At 63.4% G+C, this 18747-nt stretch carries 17 protein-coding genes, 1 tRNA gene and 1 riboswitch; of the genes, 11 read left to right on the top strand and 7 right to left on the bottom strand.

Annotation, left to right across the window (positions count from 1 at the left end; translation table 11 throughout):
• Nucleotides 1-11 precede the first annotated feature (11 nt).
• On the top strand, nucleotides 12-683 hold the full coding sequence (locus tag ACZ5Y5_RS11180; protein ID WP_464808697.1) for a glutathione S-transferase family protein: 672 nt from the start codon (nucleotides 12-14) through the stop codon (nucleotides 681-683).
• Between the two features lie 13 nt (nucleotides 684-696).
• On the opposite strand, the gene ACZ5Y5_RS11175 is transcribed toward ACZ5Y5_RS11180, so the two are convergent.
• Both ACZ5Y5_RS11175 and ACZ5Y5_RS11170 read right to left on the bottom strand, forming a co-directional pair.
• On the bottom strand, nucleotides 697-1860 hold the full coding sequence (locus ACZ5Y5_RS11175) for a GGDEF domain-containing protein (RefSeq protein ID WP_464808696.1): 1164 nt from the start codon (nucleotides 1858-1860) through the stop codon (nucleotides 697-699).
• A gap of 91 nt (nucleotides 1861-1951) precedes the next feature.
• Nucleotides 1952-2833: a LysR substrate-binding domain-containing protein gene (locus ACZ5Y5_RS11170; RefSeq protein ID WP_464808695.1), complete on the bottom strand. Its 882-nt coding sequence runs from the start codon at nucleotides 2831-2833 to the stop codon at nucleotides 1952-1954.
• 338 nt (nucleotides 2834-3171) lie between these two features.
• Between ACZ5Y5_RS11170 and ACZ5Y5_RS11165 the strand changes: the two genes are divergently transcribed.
• From ACZ5Y5_RS11165 to ACZ5Y5_RS11155, 3 genes are all read left to right on the top strand, one after another.
• Nucleotides 3172-5466, top strand: coding sequence for a CDC48 family AAA ATPase (locus ACZ5Y5_RS11165; protein ID WP_464808694.1), 2295 nt, complete (start codon nucleotides 3172-3174; stop codon nucleotides 5464-5466).
• A 149-nt stretch (nucleotides 5467-5615) separates the two neighbouring features.
• The gene (locus tag ACZ5Y5_RS11160; protein ID WP_464808693.1) at nucleotides 5616-6242 is read left to right on the top strand and encodes a class I SAM-dependent methyltransferase; all 627 of its coding nucleotides are present in this window, start codon (nucleotides 5616-5618) and stop codon (nucleotides 6240-6242) included.
• Between the two features lie 92 nt (nucleotides 6243-6334).
• Nucleotides 6335-7600 (top strand): glutamate-5-semialdehyde dehydrogenase, encoded by a 1266-nt coding sequence (locus ACZ5Y5_RS11155; RefSeq protein ID WP_464810531.1) that lies wholly within the window; start codon nucleotides 6335-6337, stop codon nucleotides 7598-7600.
• Between the two features lie 125 nt (nucleotides 7601-7725).
• Here the strand turns inward: ACZ5Y5_RS11155 and kdsA are convergent, their stop codons facing one another.
• Together kdsA and ACZ5Y5_RS11145 are read right to left on the bottom strand one after the other, a co-directional pair.
• The gene (gene kdsA / locus ACZ5Y5_RS11150; protein WP_464808692.1) at nucleotides 7726-8550 is read right to left on the bottom strand and encodes a 3-deoxy-8-phosphooctulonate synthase; all 825 of its coding nucleotides are present in this window, start codon (nucleotides 8548-8550) and stop codon (nucleotides 7726-7728) included.
• 5 nt (nucleotides 8551-8555) lie between these two features.
• A complete protein-coding gene (locus tag ACZ5Y5_RS11145) occupies nucleotides 8556-8849 on the bottom strand; it encodes a hypothetical protein (protein WP_464808691.1) in 294 nt (97 codons plus the stop codon).
• 22 nt (nucleotides 8850-8871) lie between these two features.
• On the opposite strand from ACZ5Y5_RS11145, the gene ACZ5Y5_RS11140 reads away from it, so the two are divergent.
• The gene (locus tag ACZ5Y5_RS11140) at nucleotides 8872-9999 is read left to right on the top strand and encodes a hypothetical protein (RefSeq protein WP_464808690.1); all 1128 of its coding nucleotides are present in this window, start codon (nucleotides 8872-8874) and stop codon (nucleotides 9997-9999) included.
• Entirely contained in the window at nucleotides 9996-11363 is a 1368-nt protein-coding gene (locus ACZ5Y5_RS11135) for a cytochrome P450 (protein ID WP_464808689.1), read from the top strand. The genes ACZ5Y5_RS11140 and ACZ5Y5_RS11135 overlap by 4 nt, the downstream gene beginning before the upstream one ends.
• A 183-nt stretch (nucleotides 11364-11546) precedes the next feature.
• Here ACZ5Y5_RS11135 and ACZ5Y5_RS11130 read toward each other — a convergent pair whose 3' ends face one another.
• The gene (locus ACZ5Y5_RS11130) at nucleotides 11547-11843 is read right to left on the bottom strand and encodes a hypothetical protein (protein WP_464808688.1); all 297 of its coding nucleotides are present in this window, start codon (nucleotides 11841-11843) and stop codon (nucleotides 11547-11549) included.
• 78 nt (nucleotides 11844-11921) lie between these two features.
• A riboswitch (TPP riboswitch) is annotated at nucleotides 11922-12032 on the top strand.
• On the opposite strand from ACZ5Y5_RS11130, the gene ACZ5Y5_RS11125 reads away from it, so the two are divergent.
• Nucleotides 12024-12491 carry a DUF2065 domain-containing protein gene (locus ACZ5Y5_RS11125; protein ID WP_464808687.1) on the top strand — a complete coding sequence of 156 codons (468 nt, stop codon included), beginning with the start codon at nucleotides 12024-12026 and terminating at the stop codon, nucleotides 12489-12491. (Overlaps the previous riboswitch by 9 nt.)
• Nucleotides 12492-12502: 11 nt before the next feature.
• Nucleotides 12503-14362 (top strand): phosphomethylpyrimidine synthase ThiC, encoded by a 1860-nt coding sequence (thiC, locus tag ACZ5Y5_RS11120; RefSeq protein ID WP_464808686.1) that lies wholly within the window; start codon nucleotides 12503-12505, stop codon nucleotides 14360-14362.
• A gap of 164 nt (nucleotides 14363-14526) precedes the next feature.
• On the opposite strand, the gene ACZ5Y5_RS11115 is transcribed toward thiC, so the two are convergent.
• Nucleotides 14527-14601: transfer RNA gene (locus ACZ5Y5_RS11115), tRNA-Gly, on the bottom strand.
• A gap of 162 nt (nucleotides 14602-14763) precedes the next feature.
• The gene (locus tag ACZ5Y5_RS11110) at nucleotides 14764-14967 is read right to left on the bottom strand and encodes a hypothetical protein (protein WP_464810557.1); all 204 of its coding nucleotides are present in this window, start codon (nucleotides 14965-14967) and stop codon (nucleotides 14764-14766) included.
• Here ACZ5Y5_RS11110 and paoA point away from each other — a divergent pair.
• Genes paoA through paoC form a run of 3 tightly spaced genes read left to right on the top strand, consistent with a single transcriptional unit; the run spans nucleotide 14887 to nucleotide 18661 of the window.
• A complete protein-coding gene (paoA, locus tag ACZ5Y5_RS11105) occupies nucleotides 14887-15495 on the top strand; it encodes an aldehyde dehydrogenase iron-sulfur subunit PaoA (protein ID WP_464810530.1) in 609 nt (202 codons plus the stop codon). The genes ACZ5Y5_RS11110 and paoA overlap by 81 nt on opposite strands.
• Nucleotides 15492-16448 carry an FAD binding domain-containing protein gene (locus ACZ5Y5_RS11100; RefSeq protein WP_464808685.1) on the top strand — a complete coding sequence of 319 codons (957 nt, stop codon included), beginning with the start codon at nucleotides 15492-15494 and terminating at the stop codon, nucleotides 16446-16448. Before paoA ends, ACZ5Y5_RS11100 begins: the two co-directional genes overlap by 4 nt.
• Entirely contained in the window at nucleotides 16445-18661 is a 2217-nt protein-coding gene (gene paoC / locus ACZ5Y5_RS11095; RefSeq protein ID WP_464808684.1) for an aldehyde oxidoreductase molybdenum-binding subunit PaoC, read from the top strand. The genes ACZ5Y5_RS11100 and paoC overlap by 4 nt, the downstream gene beginning before the upstream one ends.
• Nucleotides 18662-18747 lie beyond the last annotated feature (86 nt).

Genomic DNA, 18747 nt, shown 5'->3' with positions numbered 1-18747 from the left:
ACAGGAAGGCTATGTGGCAGCTTTTCCAATTCCCGCTTTGTCCCTTCTCCCGCAAGATTCGCCTGCTGCTCGGCGAAAAGGGGGTCGGCTATGATCTGGTGCGCGAATCCCCGTGGGAGGCGCGCGACGAGTTTCTCGACCTCAATCCCGCCGGGACCACGCCGGTCATGGTGGACGAGGAAAAGGGCATCACGCTGATCGATAGCCAGGCGATCTGTGAATATTTCGAGGAAACGGTCGAAAAATTCCCTCTGATTTCGGGCACCGCGGCGGGCCGGGCGGAAGTGCGGCGACTGGTCGCCTTTTTCGATCAGAATTTTTACGGCGACGTCGTCGGACCGCTGCTGCACGAGCGGATGAAAAAGCGCCTGATCGAGCGTGCGCCACCCGATGCCCGGGTGCTGCGCGAGGCGATGAAGCGCGCCAATGTCCATATGGATTATATGGACTATCTGCTCGACCATCGCAGTTGGATGGCAGGTGGAACCATGAGCCTGGCGGACATTACCGCCGCGGCGCATCTTTCCGTCGCTGACTATCTGGGCGGCATCGATTGGGCCGGCCATGAGACGGTGAAGCGCTGGTACGCGGGCTTCAAGTCACGCCCCTCCTTCCGCCCGCTCCTGTCAGAGCGGATGGAGGTGATCACGCCGCCGCCTCATTATGAAAAGCCGGACTTCTGAACGCCAGCAGCTGTCAGTCGATTTCGGCGGCCAAATAGACCCGATTTCGGCCATGTTCCTTGGCAAGGTACAGCGCCCGGTCGGCAGCCTTGAGCGCAGCGCGCGGATCGTCATAGGCGAGGACGTTGGAGACGCCTGCTGAGAAGCTTACACGCTCCATCCGTTCGCCATTGGTGCGGTTGACGAGACTGCGGGTTGCAAGGTCCTGGCGCACGCTGTCCACCGCCTCACAGGCTTCGGCGGCGGTCTTGCCCCGGAACAGCATCACGAATTCCTCGCCACCATGACGGGCGACGTGGCATTGGTCATTGCTGATCTTGGCGAGAAGGCCCGCGACGAACTTCAGCACCCGGTCGCCCGTATCGTGGCCATGGGTGTCGTTGATCACCTTGAAATGATCGATGTCGCAGAAGGCGACGGCCAGCGGCTGGCCTTCCTTCTGGGCCGTGGCGACTTCCTCGCGCAGCGTGCCTTCAAAGGCGCGGCGGTTGGGCAGGCCGGTCAGATGGTCATGCTCGGCGGCGCGGCGGGCGTTGGCGAGGCTTGAGCGCAGGGCGTGGTTCTGCTTCTCATTCTGGCGTAGCTGACCTTCGACCTGGCGGGTCTTTTCCACCATGGACCGGGTCAGCGCGACAAGCCGGCCCAGCACCGGCTCGTTATCGCCACCGGCGGCGAGGCCCTTCACCTCTTCCTGCAGCGCGGCGCCATAATCCTTCGCGGAATTGCGCGACTCGGTCATGAGACCGGTGAATTCGGACAGATTTTCCTCGACCTTGGCCAGCATCGTGGAAAGCGCTTCGGGCGTCACCTCGTCGGAACGCTGTTCGGCGACCAGTTCCTCCACCCAGCCGTTGCTGATCTTGCCGCGCTCTGCAAGCACGGCCCGGATGGCTTTTTCCACGCCGATCTGCGCGCCGGTCAGATAGTCATGCGCCACCCCAAAATTCAGCGGCGTGAGGTCAAGATCATGGGCAAAGAGGAAATTGCCGATCTCGTCATACAGCTTGCGGCGGCGATTAATCTCGCGATGGGCGCTACTGCCCGCGCGGGCGCGTTGCGGTTCGGTATCCTCCGCTTCTTCTTCAGCGTCGCCTTTGCCCGACAGGCCACGCGCCCATCGAGTCAGGCGGTCAGCCAAGCCGTGCTGCGGATTTGCGGATGATGATGCCCCAGTCATGCCCCCGTATAACGGCGTGGAGTGAACCAAGTTAAGGGCGCAGAAGCCTAAAAATTACAAGCCGCTGATCAGCAGGCGATATTCTTTCGCGTCAGATGTCGGCGCCGATCAGCCAGTCCCGGAATATGCGCACGGCGCGGGTCTGCAGCGCGCGCGGGCGGCAGACGAAATAATAGCGATAGGGGCTTTCCACACGGGTTTCCGGAAACAGCCGCACCAGCCGCGGGTCCTGCGCCTCATTATAGTGGCTGGCGTGCATCACGGCGATGCCAAGCCCCTGCGCCGCAGCCTCCAGCATCAACTGCCCGGAATCATAATTGTCGATCGCCAGGGGCTGCAGGTCCGGCAGCTTGACCGCTTCCTTCCACGCGTCGAACGACATTACCATGTCGCGGTGGAGAAGGATGGTGTGTTGCGCCAGATCTGCCGGAGACGCCAGCTTGTTGGGTGCCTCCAGCAGCGCCTGGCGCCCGATCAGATAGACCTCGTCATGATCGAGTTCGTGCGCGTAGAGCGCCGGGTCGATATCCTTGGCGAGGACGATCGCGGCGTCCAGCCCTTCGCCAAGCCGCGCCACTGCATGCGGCGTCGTTTCGATGTCGATATGGAGTTGCGGATGCTTCTGCCGCAACGCGCCCAGATGCGGAAAGAGGCGTTGGGTGGCGAAAAGGGGCATGACCGCGAGGCGCAGGCGCAACTGGTTGCCGCCGCTCTGAATATTTTCCAGCGCCTGGCTGAGAGAGTCGAGGGCGGGGGCAATGTCGTCGAGCAGCTTCTGCCCGTCCGCGTTGATTTCCAGCGCCTGATGCTTGCGGTCGAACAGAGGCCGGCCGATAAAACGCTCGAGCGCCTGAACGCGGCGGCTGAGCGCAGGCGTCGAGAGGGCTAGTTCCTCTGCCGCAGCCTTCACCGAGCCGAGGCGGGCGACCTGAACAAAGGCCTCGAGGGCGGTAAGGGGCGGCAATCTGCGCATAAATTATTCAATAGCTTAGCATTGGGCCTGCTGCGACGCGTCATCGTTGCGGAGTGAGCGGCGCATGGTTCAGTCTGAACCATCTTCTTTCCACCCAGCAGGAAAATGCGTCAACTGGCAAGATGCAAATTTTGCAACTCCCTGATTCTTTTCGCACTTGCGAAATTACATGCCGCAGCGCACATCGGAAAGGCCTTTCAGGCATCCTCTCCTAAAACTTTCCGGGCTGACCTTCGGGTCGGCCCTTTTTTTGTCCCAGGTTAGTATCATCGCCGGGCCCTTTCCTTGGCCTCTGACGTTTCCTATCTCGTTACGCAGTGACAAGAATGGGGATGGCAATGGCCGAACAGGACAGCCCGGAACGCAGGATTCAGGTCGCGAATGCACGGCCTGAGGACGCTGGACGCGGGCTTGCGCGCATACCGCTGGCGGTGATGGCGGAACTTCATCTCGCCGAAGGCGATGTAATCGAAATTGCAGGCAAGCGGTCCACGCCCGCACGCGTGGTACGCCCTTACAAGGAAGATGAGGGCTTGGATGTGTTGCGCCTGGACGGCCTGCAGCGCGCCAATGCCGGGGTCGGATCGGGCGATTTCGTTCATATCAGCAAGGTCGAGCCACGCGCGGCCCAGCGCGTGGTGTTCGCGCCTGCACAAAATAATCTGCGACTGCAGGGAAATCCCGAAGCGCTGAAGAGGGTGTTTTTTCAGCGGCCGTTGGCGTCGGGCGATATCGTCGCAACGGCCGGACAGCAGCAGGTGCCGCCCGGCGACATGCCGCCGCAGCTGCGCCAGATGCTGGCAGCGCCTGCCTATGCCCTGCAGGAAATCCGTCTTGTCGTCGTGTCCACCACGCCCAAGGGCGTCGTGCAGATCGACGCGGATACGGAGATCGAACTGCGCGCCGAATATGAGGAACCGCGCGAACTGCGCCGGGCCGACGTCACCTATGACGATGTAGGCGGCATGGCTGAGGCGATCGACCAACTGCGCGAGATGGTCGAATTGCCGCTGCGCTATCCCGAATTGTTTGAACGGTTGGGCGTCGATCCGCCCAAGGGCGTGCTGCTGCACGGCCCGCCGGGAACCGGCAAGACGCGGCTGGCGCGGGCGGTCGCGAATGAATCGGAGGCCGAGTTCTTCCTGATCAACGGCCCGGAAATCATGGGCTCTGCCTATGGCGAGTCCGAAAAGCAGTTGCGCGAGATATTCGAGGCGGCGGCGAAGTCCTCGCCTTCGATCCTTTTCATCGACGAGATCGATTCGATCGCGCCCAAGCGCGGCAATGTGACCGGCGAGACGGAAAAGCGCCTGGTCGCGCAATTGCTGACGCTGATGGACGGCCTTGAACCGCGCACTAATCTCGTCGTCATCGCAGCCACCAACCGCCCCGAGGCGATCGACGAGGCGCTGCGGCGTCCGGGACGTTTCGATCGTGAGATCATCGTTGGTGTCCCCGATGAACGTGGCCGGCGCGAGATCATGGGTATTCACACGCGGGGCATGCCGCTGGCCGAAGGCGTTGACTTGGGCGAACTGGCCCGGATGACCTATGGTTTCGTGGGCGCTGACCTCGCCGCGCTGACCCGCGAGGCGGCGATCGAGGCGGTGCGTCGTTTCATGCCGCGCCTCAATTTGGAGGAAGGGACGATTCCGCCCGACGTGCTTGAGGAACTCTCCGTCACGCGGGACGACTTCATGGCGGCGATCAAACGGGTTCAGCCTTCCGCCATGCGTGAAGTCATGGTGCAGGCGCCCAATATCGGCTGGGCCGATATTGGCGGTCTGGACGATGCGCAGATGCGGCTCAAGGAAGGCGTGGAGCTGCCGCTGAAGGACCCCGACGCGTTCCGCCGCATCGGCATCCGCCCTGCCAAGGGCTTCCTGCTCTACGGCCCGCCCGGCACCGGCAAGACCCTGCTGGCGAAAGCGGTCGCACGAGAGGCGCAGGCCAACTTCATCGCGACCAAGTCGAGCGACCTGCTGTCCAAATGGTATGGCGAAAGCGAGCAGCAGATCGCCCGCCTGTTCGCTCGCGCGCGGCAGGTGGCGCCGACGGTCATCTTCATCGATGAACTGGACAGCCTGGTCCCGGCGCGCGGCGGCGGGCTGGGCGAACCGGCTGTGACGGAGCGAGTGGTGAACACCATCCTCGCCGAAATGGACGGGCTTGAAGAGCTGCAGTCCGTCGTCGTCATTGGGGCTACCAACCGGCCGACGCTGATCGATCCTGCCCTGCTGCGGCCGGGCCGCTTCGATGAGCTGATCTACGTGCCTGTCCCCGACAAGGCTGGGCGCAGGCGCATTCTGGCGATCCACACGGGCAAGATGCCGCTGAGCGACGATGTCGACCTGGATGATCTGGCGGAACGCACAGAGCGGTTCACTGGCGCGGACCTGGAGGATCTGGTGCGCCGCGCTGGCCTTGTCGCGCTACGCCAGTCCTTGTCGGTCGATAAGGTCGGCCAGGCGCATTTCGAAGCAGCGCTTGAAGAAACGCGCGCTTCGGTCACGCCGGAGATGGAGCGCGAATATGAGCAGATCCAGAGTCAGCTCAAGCAAAGCGCGATGCGGATCGATCCCATCGGTTTCGTGGCTCCGGGCATGTTGCGTTCGCGTGAACGTCAATCTTAACAAGGGCTAGCGGATTGCGGATTGAACCCATCCGCAATCCGCGCGTTCGCTAACCCAGGCCGGGCGTGAGTCCGCCAGCGTGCAAAGCGGCTTGCAAGACATGCCGATATTTGCAACGCCCTGACGTGAAGGCAAACAGGCGAGTATTAATGGCCTCCATTCCCTTGAAGAAAAAAGCAGATCCGGCGTCGTTCCTGGGCCAGTGGAGCATGTTCTTCCGGCAGTTCGTGAAGCATCCGGGGATGATCGGTTCGGTCATTCCCTCTTCGCCTGCCCTGGTGAACAGCATGCTGGAACGGGTCGATTGGCAGCGGACCCGGTTGTTCGTGGAATATGGTCCCGGCGTCGGCACCTTCACCCGGCCGATCCTGGAGCGGATGCACCCTGACGCCACGTTGCTGGCGATCGACCTCAACCTGGATTTCGTCGCCTGGCTGGAGGCGCAGATCGACGATCCGCGCCTGCGCGTCGTGCATGGATCGGCGGCCGACGTTCGCCGTTTCATCGCAGAGGCAGGACACCGGCAGGCGGACTATATTCTTTCGGGCATTCCCTTCTCGACCCTGCCGGATGGCGTCGGCGAGTCGATTTGCGCGGAAACGCAGCGGGCGATCCGGCCGGGTGGCGAATTTCTGGTCTATCAATATTCGGCCTTCGTCCGCGGACTGCTGCAGGGGCAATTCAACGAGATCGCCGAGCGGACGGAGTGGCGTAACATCCCTCCTTGCCGCATGTATCGGGCGCTCAAGACGGAAAGCCTTGCCCAGGCGGCGTAACAAATGAGGCCGTGAACTGACGTCGGCCGACCCATATGGGTTCGCTTCGCAATGCTTTCATGCTAAGGGCGCGGGCGAAAGGCATGACCGACATGAACGACCTCACCCAGACCCCCGAAATGCTGATCGCGACGATGGGCGCGCGCGCCCGCGCGGCCGCCGCAGTGCTGGCCAGTGCGAGCGACGCGCAGAAGATCGACGCGTTGCGCCGCGCTGCTCAGGCGCTGCGTGATCAGGCGCCGCAGATCATCGCCGCCAATGCGCGGGACATGGAAAATGCGGCGGCCAACGGTCTTTCGCCGGCCATGCTGGACCGGCTGCGGCTGGACGAGGATCGGGTGCTCGCGACCGCGGCGGGGGTCGATCAGGTGGCGACGCTCGTCAATCCGCTCGGCAGCGTGATCGACAAGCAGGTCCGGCCCAATGGCATGGAGCTGAGCCGCGTCCGCGTGCCGCTGGGCGTGATCGGCATCATCTATGAAAGCCGTCCCAATGTAACCGCCGATGCGGCCGCGCTCTGCCTGCGCGCGGGCAATGCCGTGATCCTGCGCGGGGGCAGCGAGGCGAAGGAGAGCAACCGCGCGATCCATGCCGCCATGGCCGAAGGCATCGCCGCCGCCGGACTGCCCGCCGACGCCGTGCAGCTCGTTCCCACGACCGATCGTGCGGCGGTGGGCGCGCTACTCAAGGCGGCCGAGTTCATCGACTTGATCGTGCCGCGCGGTGGCAAAAGCCTGGTCGCGCGTGTTCAGGAAGAGGCGCGCGTGCCTGTGCTGGCGCATCTTGACGGCATCAACCACAGCTATGTCGATGGCGCAGCCGATCCCGACATGGCGGTCAAGCTGGTGGTGAACGCAAAGATGCGCCGCACCGGCATTTGCGGCGCGACCGAAACGGTGCTGATCGACAAGGCGTTCGCTGGAGCGCCTCAGATCGTGAAGGCGCTGCTCGACGCCAAATGCGAAGTGCGCGGCGACGAAGCCGTGAAGGTGATGGACAGCCGCGTCACTGCTGCGTCCGACGAGGATTGGGATACCGAATATCTCGACGCGATCGTGTCGATCCAGATCGTGGATGGACTGGACGAAGCGCTCGCCCATATCGCTGCCCACGCAAGCCATCATACCGACGCGATCATCACCGAGGACGCAGCAAAAGCGGAGCGGTTCCTGAATGCGGTCGACAGTGCGATCGTCATGTGGAACGCCTCGACCCAGTTCGCGGATGGGGGCGAGTTTGGCCTGGGCGCCGAAATCGGCATTTCGACCGGGCGGTTGCATGCGCGAGGACCGGTGGCTCTTGAGGGGCTGACGACTTATAAGTGGCTGGTGCGCGGAACGGGCCAGACGAGGCCGTAAACCAGCTTCCCCCGTTCCCCCGTTCGGGCTAAGCCTGTCGAAGCCCTTCTCCTTTACGAAGAGAGGTGAAGCTTTTCGACAAGCTCAGGACGAACGGAGGAGGGCTCAGAGCGGAGGAGGAGGCTCTACCCCTTCACCGCCGTATCAATAGCCTTCAGCTTCTCCAGCAGCGGCCCGACCCATTCCAGCGGCAGCATCACGGGGCCGTCCGAAGGCGCATTGTCCGGATCGTCATGCGCCTCGGCGAAGATCGCCGCCACGCCTGCCGCAACCGCGCTGCGCGCCAGTATCGGCGCAAATTCCCGCTGCCCGCCCGAAGCTGATCCGAGCCCGCCCGGCTGCTGCACCGAATGGGTCGCGTCGAACACCACCGGATAGCCCGTCTGCGCCATCACCGGCAGCGACCGCATGTCGCTGACCAGCGTATTGTAGCCGAAACTCGCCCCCCGCTCCGTCAGCAAAATGCGATCGTTGCCGGTAGAGGCGACCTTCTGCGCGACCGCTGCCATGTCCCAGGGCGCGAGAAACTGGCCCTTCTTCACGTTGATGACCGCGCCTGTCCGCCCGGCTGCGAGAAGCAGGTCGGTCTGGCGGCACAGAAAGGCCGGGATCTGAAGGATATCGACGGCCTGTGCCGCCAGACCGACCTGCCCGGCCTCATGCACATCGGTCAGAACCGGGCAGCCGAAACGTGCCTTCACCTCGGCCAGGATCGCCAGCCCCGCATCAATGCCCACGCCACGCTGCCCGGACACGGAAGTCCGGTTGGCCTTGTCGAAGGAGGATTTGAAAATGAAAGGCACGCCCGCCCTGGCAGCCGCGCCAGACAGATTTTCGGCCATCCTCATCGCATGATCGCGGCTTTCGATCTGGCAGGGTCCGGAAATCAGGACGAAGGGCAGGTCGTTGCCGATCATCACCGGCCCGATGGAAACATGCTTGGCTGTCATGCGGCTCACTTCGGCGCTTTCACGAAGCGGCGCAAGAGTTGCCCGCGCCAAAGCCCTTTGCCGGGATGATAATTCCAGCAGAACCAGCCAAAGACCAGGCAGGCGAGCAGCGACGGCAGCGCCATGGGATCGCCATTGTCCCGCATATGCCGGTAAAAGGCAAAGTCCGCCCGCCAGCGGTCTCGCTCGCTGCCCCCGCCATTGATGCCGTAGGCATTGTCATGGCGGCGGCAGCCGATGTTTCGGTTGTATTTGCGGTGGTCTATGAAATAGCAGTAATCGCGTTCGGGTGTCGTCATGGCCCGATGTGGAACAGGGGCCATGGAAAAGTTCAAGCGTAAAGTCTTCTACCTTGGCGGTTTCGACCCGCGCGGCGTGCGTTTCTACCACCAGATGTATCGCGAGCAGGCGGAGACCTATTCGCGCCTGTCCGGGGAACAGGTGGAGGTGAGCCCGCGCCGGTCCGGGCCTGTGTCGTCGGCCATCTGGACCGTCACCAACCACAGCGCCGGAGTTGAAACCGATTATGAGTTTCTCCGCTGGGAGGATCTGGTCGGCAAGGTGTGGATACGCAACCCGCTGCTGCTGGCATGGCGTTCCATCGCCACCTACAGCGCCCATGCCCGGCACATGCAGTTCCTGCGTATGCGAAAGCTGCGGCCGGGGCCGGTCATCACCATCCTCTATCCCCCATTGCTGGCGGTGCTGATCCCGCTTGCGCTGGCGCTTATTCCGGCATTGTTGCTGTCGCTGCTGGTCCCTTTCTGGGTGGCGGCATTGATCGGCATTGCGGTCAGCGTCGCCTTGTCGGGCCGCCTGCTCAACAAGCTGATCGTGCCTTGGCTGCTGCGCTTCATGTATTACAATCACAGCGTCGCCGCCGACGGCCCGGGCGAGGAGATGAACGCCCGGCTCGACCAGTTCGCCGCCCGCATCGTCGAGGAGATGGATGGGCCTTATGACGAGGTGATCTTTGCCTCGCACAGCAATGGCACCATCTACGCCATGAGCGTGCTGCGCCGCATCCTCGAACTGCGGGGCGATAAGCCGTTACCCGCCAATTTCACCGTGCTGACGCTGGGCCAGGTGGTGCCCGTCGTTGCGCTGCGCAAGGATGCGGCCTGGTATCATGCCGACCTGAGGGCGCTGGACGACAAGCATTTCCGGCTAGTCGATTTTTCAGCGCCTCCGGATGGCGCGGCCTATTATGACGTGCATCCGATCCGCCTTGTGTCGGACCGTTGCGCTGCCCGTGTGGACCTGCTGTCTCCGCGCTTTCACCTCTTTTACGAGCCGGAAAATTATCACAGCGGCTGGTCGAACAAATATGAGGCGCATTTCGATTATCTTCGGGTGGGCGATCGCATATCGCCGGTGGACTATGTCAGCCTTACCGCGGGCCGCCGCACGATCGACGATGCGATAGCGCAGTTCAGGGCCATCCAGTGACCAAAGCCTTCACCCCGCCTTATCCCGAGCCGCCCCGCACCAAGCGCGGCCTGATGAAGCGTTTCCTGCGCGGCTGGCACAGCTGGATCCATGTGCTCTTTGAAAAGAGCTACACGATGAAGCTGGGCGAAATCCGCATGCCCGGCCAGACCATGTATATCGCCAATGAGCTGCCGCTCGTGGACCAGATCCTGCGTGGCGGCACGGCCTACCCCAAGCATCGCGAGCTGGTCCGCAACCTTTCGCCGCTGATCGGCAACAGCGTCTTTTCGGCCAATGGCGAGGATTGGGAAAGCCAGCGCGCCATGGTGAACCCGGCCTTTGCCCATACGGCGCTCAACCGCTCCATGCCGCTGATGGTCGCGGCGGCGGACGACCTGCTCGCGCGCCTTGATATGGCGGACAAGAGCGAGCCGGTCGATATCGATCCGATGATGACCCATGTTGCGGCCGACATCATCTTCCGCACGCTCTTTTCCGAGGCGCTGGACGAACGCCGCTCCAACATCATCCATAGCGCCTTCGGCAAGTTCCAGCGCCTGGCCCACAGCGCGTCGATGCTGCGCCTTTACGGCTTCCCGGCGCGATGGTTTGAGCGGCGATCGCTGAAGCCCGCTCGAGCGATCCATGACGTCTTCCGTCCGATCGTGGAGGCGCGCTATGAAGGCTTCCATCAGCGCGGGGAGGCTCCTCACAAGGACATTCTACAATCGCTGATCGAAGCGAGGCATCCGGACACGGCCGAACATTTCACCCTGCAACAGGTGATGGATCAGGTTTCGACGGTCTTTCTTGCAGGGCATGAAACTTCGGCCAGCACCATGACCTGGGCGCTCTACATGCTGGCGGAATGCACCCATATCCAGACGGCGGCTCGAGCGGAGGTGGCAGGGATCGCCGGGGACGCGCCGCTCACCGCAGCCATGCTCAAGGACATGGATGCTATCCGCAACATCTTCCGCGAAACGCTGCGCCTCTACCCGCCGGTCGCCTTCTTCCCGCGCGAAGTCCCCTGTCCCATGCCGATGCGCGACAAGAACCTTGAGGAAGGCGCGATGCTGGTCGTCGCGCCCTGGCTGACGCAGCGGAACAAGGACAACTGGTCCTGCCCCCACAGCTTCGATCCCGCCCGCTTCGAAGACCCGGCCAATGCGGATATGGTGAAGCAAGCCTGGTTCCCCTTCGGCCGGGGTCCGCGCGTTTGCGTCGGCGCCGGTTTCGCTCAGCAGGAGGTGATGACGGTGATCGCCAGCGTCGTGCGCCGTTATCGCCTGTCGGTGCCCCAGGGGTTCAAGCCGGAACCGATCAGCCGCCTGACGATCCGGCCGAGGACGGGCATGAGGCTGATGTTCGAGGCGGTATAACGCCGAGCGGCAGATCAGGCTGGATTGCAGCCACCAAACTCCGTTCGCCCTGAGCCTGTCGATGGGTTTTACTACTTCTCAGAAATGGCGCGCAAAAAAGAGAAGAGAGAGGGGCTTCGACAAGCTCAGCCCGAACGGTTCTTGATGTCTGAAAATGGCCGAACCAATCCGCCCATCAGCGATTCACCTCTTGATCCGGCCCACCATCGCCTCCCCCGCAGCCCGCTCCCGTACATAACGCCGCTTCAGCACTACGCTCGCGACCAGCAAAGGTGCGCCCGCAAGGAAGCAGATCGCGCCCAGCATCGGCGGCCATAGCCCGAACAGGCTATGCACATCGAGCGCCGATGGCGTCAGCACCAGCAGGAATCCGGCCGTCAGCAGCCACAGCCCCCAGCGGCGCGGCCGCACTGCGATCATCCGCATCTCGTGCCGGTGCGCCTTGCGCCCTTCCTTGGTGGACAGATCATGATGCTTCATCGCCGCCATAAAGCGGAAAAGCGCCGCGCCTGTCCAGCGTCGAACGGGGTGGCGTGACGCTCACATTTGGGCTATCGCATGTCATCCCCGGGGGACCGCTCACAGGCGGTTGAGAGGCGGCTGATGTGGCTGCGACCCGCTGAACCTGATCCGGTTAAAACCGGCGTAGGGAGGGACGGCTTGTCAAAGGCAATCCGCCCATCCTCCGCCATGCGCGACGAAGAGGAGGACGGACTGCCGATGGACACGATTTCCGTCCTGACCCTGCGCCTCTCCGAAGCGATCGGCCTCTACATGATCGTCGTGGGAATCGGCGGCCTCACTGCGCCGCAGCGCTGGCGCGCTATGATGGAGGATTTGGAGCGTTCGCCCGGTCTCGTCATGGCCCTCGGCTTTCCTGTATTCGCGGTGGGCGCAGCGCTGATCCTCATCCACAGCATCTGGACCGATCCCCTCGCCGTCATCGTGTCGCTGATCGGCTATGTCGCGCTGGTCGAAGGCGCGCTGCTGCTCGCCGTGCCGGGGCCGCTCATCAGGATCGGCCGCTGGTCGGTCCAATTCACTCGCGCCTGGGCGATCGTCAGTATCGTGCTGGGCATCCTTCTCTTCCTCGCTGGCCTCACCGGCCGCGCAACCGTTATCGCCTGAAAGGAAAACTCATGGCCGACCTCCCCGCCCGCACCGAAATGCGCGTTACAACCGGGCCCATCCGTGGCTCGCGCAAAATCCATGTCGGCCCGCTCAAGGTCGCCATGCGCGAGATCGACCTGGAGCCGGGCAGCGGCGAGCCGCCGGTGCGCGTCTATGATACGTCCGGCCCCTACACCGATCCTGATGCGCGGATCGACATCATGGCGGGCCTGCCAGCCTTGCGCCGCGACTGGATCATTGGCCGGGGCGATGTGGAGGAATATGACGCCCGCACGATCCAGCCGGAAGATAACGGCCTGAAAGGACCGGATCGTTCCGGCGGCGTCCAATCCTTCCCCAACACGATCAGACGGCCCCTGCGCGCGAAGTCCGGCATGAACGTCTCCCAGATGCACTATGCCCGCCGCGGCATCATCACGCCGGAGATGGAATATGTCGCCGAGCGTGAAAATCTCGGCCGTGCCCGTCTCGCCGAATATGTCCGCGACGGGCAGGATTGGGGCGCGTCGATCCCCGACTATGTGACGCCCGAGTTCGTCCGCGAGGAAGTCGCGCGCGGTCGCGCCATCATCCCGTCCAACATCAACCACCCGGAATCGGAGCCGATGGCGATCGGCCGTAATTTCCTGGTGAAGATCAACGCCAATATCGGCAACAGCGCCGTCGCGTCCGACGTGGCGAGCGAAGTCGACAAGCTGGTCTGGTCGATCCGCTGGGGCGCGGACACGGTGATGGACCTGTCGACCGGCCGCAACATCCATGACACGCGCGAATGGATCATGCGCAACTCGCCGGTTCCGATCGGCACCGTGCCCATCTATCAGGCGCTGGAAAAGGTCGGCGGCATCGCCGAAGAGCTGACCTGGGACATCTTCCGCGACACGCTCATCGAGCAAGCCGAGCAGGGCGTGGACTATTTCACCATCCATGCGGGCGTGCGCCTGCCCTATATCCCGATGACCGCCAAGCGCGTCACCGGCATCGTCAGCCGTGGCGGGTCGATCATGGCGAAATGGTGCCTTGCCCATCACAAGGAAAGCTTCCTCTACGAGCATTTCGACGAGATCACCGAGATCATGAAGGCCTATGACATCGCCTATTCGCTGGGCGATGGTCTGCGCCCCGGCTCCATCGCCGACGCCAATGACGAGGCGCAGTTCGCCGAACTCTACACGCTGGGCGAACTCACCAAGCGCGCCTGGGAACAGGATGTGCAGGTGATGATCGAAGGGCCGGGCCATGTGCCGATGCACAAGATCAAGCAGAATATGGACAAGCAGTTGGAGGCATGTGGAGAAGCGCCCTTCTACACGCTTGGGCCGCTCACCACCGACATCGCGCCGGGCTATGACCATATCACCAGCGGCATCGGCGCGGCGATGATCGGCTGGTACGGCACGGCGATGCTTTGCTACGTCACGCCCAAGGAGCATCTGGGCCTGCCCGACCGCGACGACGTGAAGGTCGGCGTGGTGACCTACAAGCTCGCCGCCCACGCTGCCGACCTCGCCAAGGGCCACCCCGCCGCAAAAGTCCGCGACGATGCGCTGAGCCGCGCCCGCTTCGAGTTCCGCTGGCGGGACCAGTTCAACCTGTCGCTCGATCCCGACACGGCGGAAAAATATCACGACCAGACGCTGCCCGCCGAGGGCGCGAAGACCGCGCATTTCTGTTCCATGTGCGGCCCCAAATTCTGCTCCATGAAGATCACGCAGGAAGTCAGGGACTTTGCCGCCAAGCAGAACCAACCGGCAGACAGTTTCATCGCGGCCGAGGATGCCGAAGAAGGCATGGCGAAGATGAGCGAGGTGTTCCGCGCAACCGGCAGCGAACTCTATATGGGCGCGGGCGACCGCGAGCGCGACTGACGGAGCGGGTGGGCAGGCATTACGCCTGCTCACCAGCCTCCCAAGCGGCGAACCGCACGGCGCGCCGGGCAATACAGCTGCCGGGCTGCGGCGGCTTATCCATGTCGATCGGGAGTAGGCTTGCCCAGAAACATCGATGAGGGGATGAAAGTTTCTGGGAAAACTGGAGCGGGCGAAGGGATTCGAACCCTCGACCCCAACCTTGGCAAGGTTGTGCTCTACCCCTGAGCTACGCCCGCTCTGGCGGCCGGAGGAGAAGTCCCTCTCGGCGGGTGAGGCGGGCAACTAGCAGCGCTTATCCGACTGGGCAAGGGAGAAATGGCGGGCGGCGCAAATTTCTTCGCATCAGCGTCAGCGGCCGCATCCTGTCTCTTTTCGGCTTGGCGTGGCGTGGCTCGCTGTTACTCTGCGCCCTTCATCTTTTCCGGCAGATCCGGGATCATCTTCGGCTGTGCTTCGTCATGGGATCGGGCCAGCAACGGGAGGAGAGGCTTGTGACGTCCGATCATCTCACGCGCCGCGGCCTGCTGCAGGGAGGAGCGGTTGCCGCAGCGGCGCTTCCCGCGCTCGGCCCGGCACAGGCTGCATCGAGAAGCCAACCGCATTCAAGCAAGGGAGAGCCCATGGTTCCCGTCGAACTGACCGTCAACGGCCGGGAGGTGCATCTGCAACTCGACCCGCGCACTACGCTGCTCGACGCGCTGCGTGAGCATCTTCAACTCACCGGAACAAAGAAAGGCTGCGATCATGGCCAGTGCGGCGCCTGCACGGTCATTGTGGAAGGGCGGCGAATCAACAGCTGCCTGACCCTCGCCGTCATGCACGAAGGCGAAAGCGTCACGACGATCGAAGGGCTCGGATCGCCCGACAAGCTGCATCCCATGCAGCGCGCCTTCATCGCCCATGACGGCTATCAATGCGGCTATTGCACGCCCGGCCAGATCTGTTCGGCTGTTGCGGTGCTTGAGGAAATCAAGACTGGGGTCCCCAGTCATGCGACGGCGGATCTGGACAAGGTCGCCTTTACCGACGCGGAACTGCGCGAACGGATGAGCGGCAACATCTGCCGCTGCGCAGCCTATCCCAACATCATCGCCGCCATTCGCGATGCCGCAGGGGAGGACAAGGCGTGAGACCCTTCAGCTACAGCCGCGCATCCAGCCCCGAAAAGGCCGTGAAGGCGGCCGCCGGCACGCCGGGCGCGCGCTTCATCGCGGGCGGCACTAATCTGCTCGACCTCATGAAATTGCAGATCGAAACGCCCGCGCATCTGGTCGATGTGAATCGCCTGGGTCTGGACCGGATCGAAAAGACCGCAGAGGGGGGGCTTAGAATAGGCGCTCTCGTGCGCAATACCGATCTCGCCGCCGATCAGACCGTACGCCGTGATTATGCGGTGTTGAGCCGCGCGCTGCTCGCCGGAGCATCGGGCCAACTGCGTAACAAGGCCACGACCGCAGGCAATCTGCTTCAGCGCACCCGTTGTCCCTATTTTTACGACACGCGCATGCCCTGCAACAAGCGCAAGCCCGGCAGTGGCTGCGGTGCCTTGCAGGGGATCAGCCGCAGCCTGGCGATTATCGGCACCAGCGACGCCTGTATCGCCCAGCACCCGTCTGATATGGCGGTGGCGATGCGGCTGCTCGACGCCCATGTCGATACGCTGGCCTCCGATGGCGCGCGCCGGTCCATCCCGCTCGCCGATTTCCATCTGTTGCCCGGAGATACGCCGCATATCGAACATGTGTTGAAACCGGGCGAACTTATCACGTCGGTCACGCTGCCCCGCCCGATAGGCGGCACCCATGTCTATCGCAAGGTCCGGGACCGCAGCTCCTACGCCTTCGCGCTGGTTTCGGTGGCGGCGGTCTTCGGCCGCGATGGCAGCGCGCGTTTCGCCTTTGGCGGCCTCGCGCCCAAGCCATGGAGGGTCGAAGCGGCCGATGCTGCGGCGTCGCGAGGAGCCGCTGTCGTGGCGGACGCCGCGCTGGCCGGAGCAAGGCCGACCGCGCAGAACGCCTTCAAGCAGGGGCTGACCGCCCGCACGCTTGCATCCATCTTCCGGCAGAAGGAGGCTCGCTCGTGAAGTTTGACACGCCTGCCACAAACAACCCGATCGATCGCGGCCGTGTCGTTGGCCTTCCTCACGATCGGATCGAAGGTCCGGCAAAGGTCACCGGCACTGCGCCCTATGCCTATGAGCGTCATGACGTCGCGCCCAACGCCGCCTATGGCTGGATTGTCGGATCGGCCATCGCCAAGGGGCAGATCAGGTCCATCGATCTGCGCGCGGCGGAAGCTGCGCCCGGTGTCCTCGGCATCATCACGCATCAGAATGCGGGGCCGCTCGGGAAGGGCAATATGAACACCGCCCATTTGCTGGGCGGGCCGCAGATCGAACATTATGATCAGGCGGTCGCGCTGGTGGTCGCCGACACATTCGAAAATGCGCGCGACGCGGCCAAGCTGCTGCGTATCGATTATGCGCCGGAACAGGGCCGCTACGACCTTGCAGCCGAACGCAGCAAGGCGAGCGTTCCGCAACCGGGCTTCGGCGGCGATCCCGACAGCAAGGTTGGAGACTTTGACGGCGCTTTTGCGAAGGCGGCAGTGAAGATCGATCAACATTATACGACGCCCGATCAAAGCCATGCCATGATGGAGCCGCACGCGACCATAGCGGCCTGGAACGGCGATAAGCTTACTTTGTGGACCGCGAACCAGATGGTTGGCTGGGCGGTCGGCGAAATCGCGCGGACGCTGAAGATCCCCAAGGACAATGTCAGGGTGGTCGCGCCCTATATCGGCGGCGGCTTCGGCGGGAAGCTATTCCTGCGCGCCGACGCCTTGCTTGCCGCGCTCGGCGCCAAGACGGTGGGACGGCCGGTGAAGGTCGCGCTCGCCCGGCCGCAGATACCCAATAACACGACCCATCGCCCCGCGACCATCCAGCGCATCCGCCTTGGAGCGAACCGGGACGGCGTCATCGACGCGATCGCGCATGAGGTCTGGTCTGGCGACCTGCCCGGCGGTAGCCCAGAACTGGCGGCGCAGCAGACGCGGCAGCTATATCGCGGCGCAAACCGTCTGACGGCTCATCGCCTGGCGACGCTTGATCTGCCCGAAGGCAACGCCATGCGTGCTCCGGGCGAGGCTGTTGGCATGCTGGCGCTGGAAGTCGCGATGGATGAACTGGCGGAAGCTTGCGGCATCGATCCTGTCGAATTGCGCATCCGCAACGATGTGCAATATGATCCGGAGGCGGGTCCGCAGCGGCCTTTTTCAAGCCGCAAGTTTATCGAGTGCCTGCGTGAAGGTGCGCAACGTTTCGGATGGGATCGGCGCAGCGCCAAGCCTGGCCAGTTGCGCGACGGCCGTTGGCTGGTAGGCATGGGCATGGCCGCCGCCTTCCGCGGCAATCTGGTAGTACCCTCCGGGGCGCGGGTGGGCGTGGATGCGCGTGGTCATGTGACGGTGGAAACGGACATGACCGACATCGGCACCGGCAGTTATACGATCCTGGGCCAGACCGCTGCGGAGATGCTCGGTGTGCCGCTCGACGCTGTGACGGTGCGGCTGGGTGACAGCCGTTATCCCGTCTCGTCGGGCTCGGGTGGGCAGTTCGGCGCCAACAGCTCGACCGCTGGCGTCTATGCCGCCTGCGTAGCCTTGCGCACCAAGCTGGCTGAGGCGGCAGGCTTTCCCGCCGATCAGGCGCTGTTTGAGGATGGCCTGGTCCGGCTCGGCAACAAGTCGCAAAAACTGGGCACGCTGGCGGGACGTGACGGATTGTGGGCAGAAGACCGCATAGAGTTTGGGGACCTCACCAAACGCTATGCGCAGGCGACGTTCGGCGCGCATTTCTGCGAGGTTGGCGTTGATGTTGATACGGCGGAAGTGCGCGTCCGGCGCATGGGCGGTGCCTTCGCCGCCGGGCGCATCCTCAATCCCAAATCGGCGCGCAGCCAGGTGATCGGCGCGATGACCATGGGTGTCGGCGCGGCGTTGATGGAGGAGCTGACGGTGGACACCCGCTTCGGCTTTTTCGTCAATCATGACATGGCCGAATATCTGGTGCCGGTGCATGCCGACATTCCGGAGCAGGATGTGTTTTTCGTGGATGAAGTGGACGATAAAAGCTCGCCGATGAAGGCCAAGGGCGTCGGTGAGCTCGGCATCTGCGGAGCGGGGGCGGCGGTCGCCAACGCCATCTATAATGCGACCGGCATTCGGCTGAGGGACTATCCGCTCACCATCGACAAGCTGCTTGCCGGGGCAGAGGGGTCGGCGCTCGTCTGATTGCCCGCTTGCTTTTCGCTGGAGCCTGTCCATTGCCACAGAGAAATGGGCATGGATAAGGCTTCGGCATGAAATATGCGCCTTCG

The organism is Sphingobium sp. TomTYG65 (genome assembly GCF_055395525.1).
Note: the sequence above shows the minus strand (reverse complement) of the source record. Positions and strands in the feature narration are given on the sequence as shown.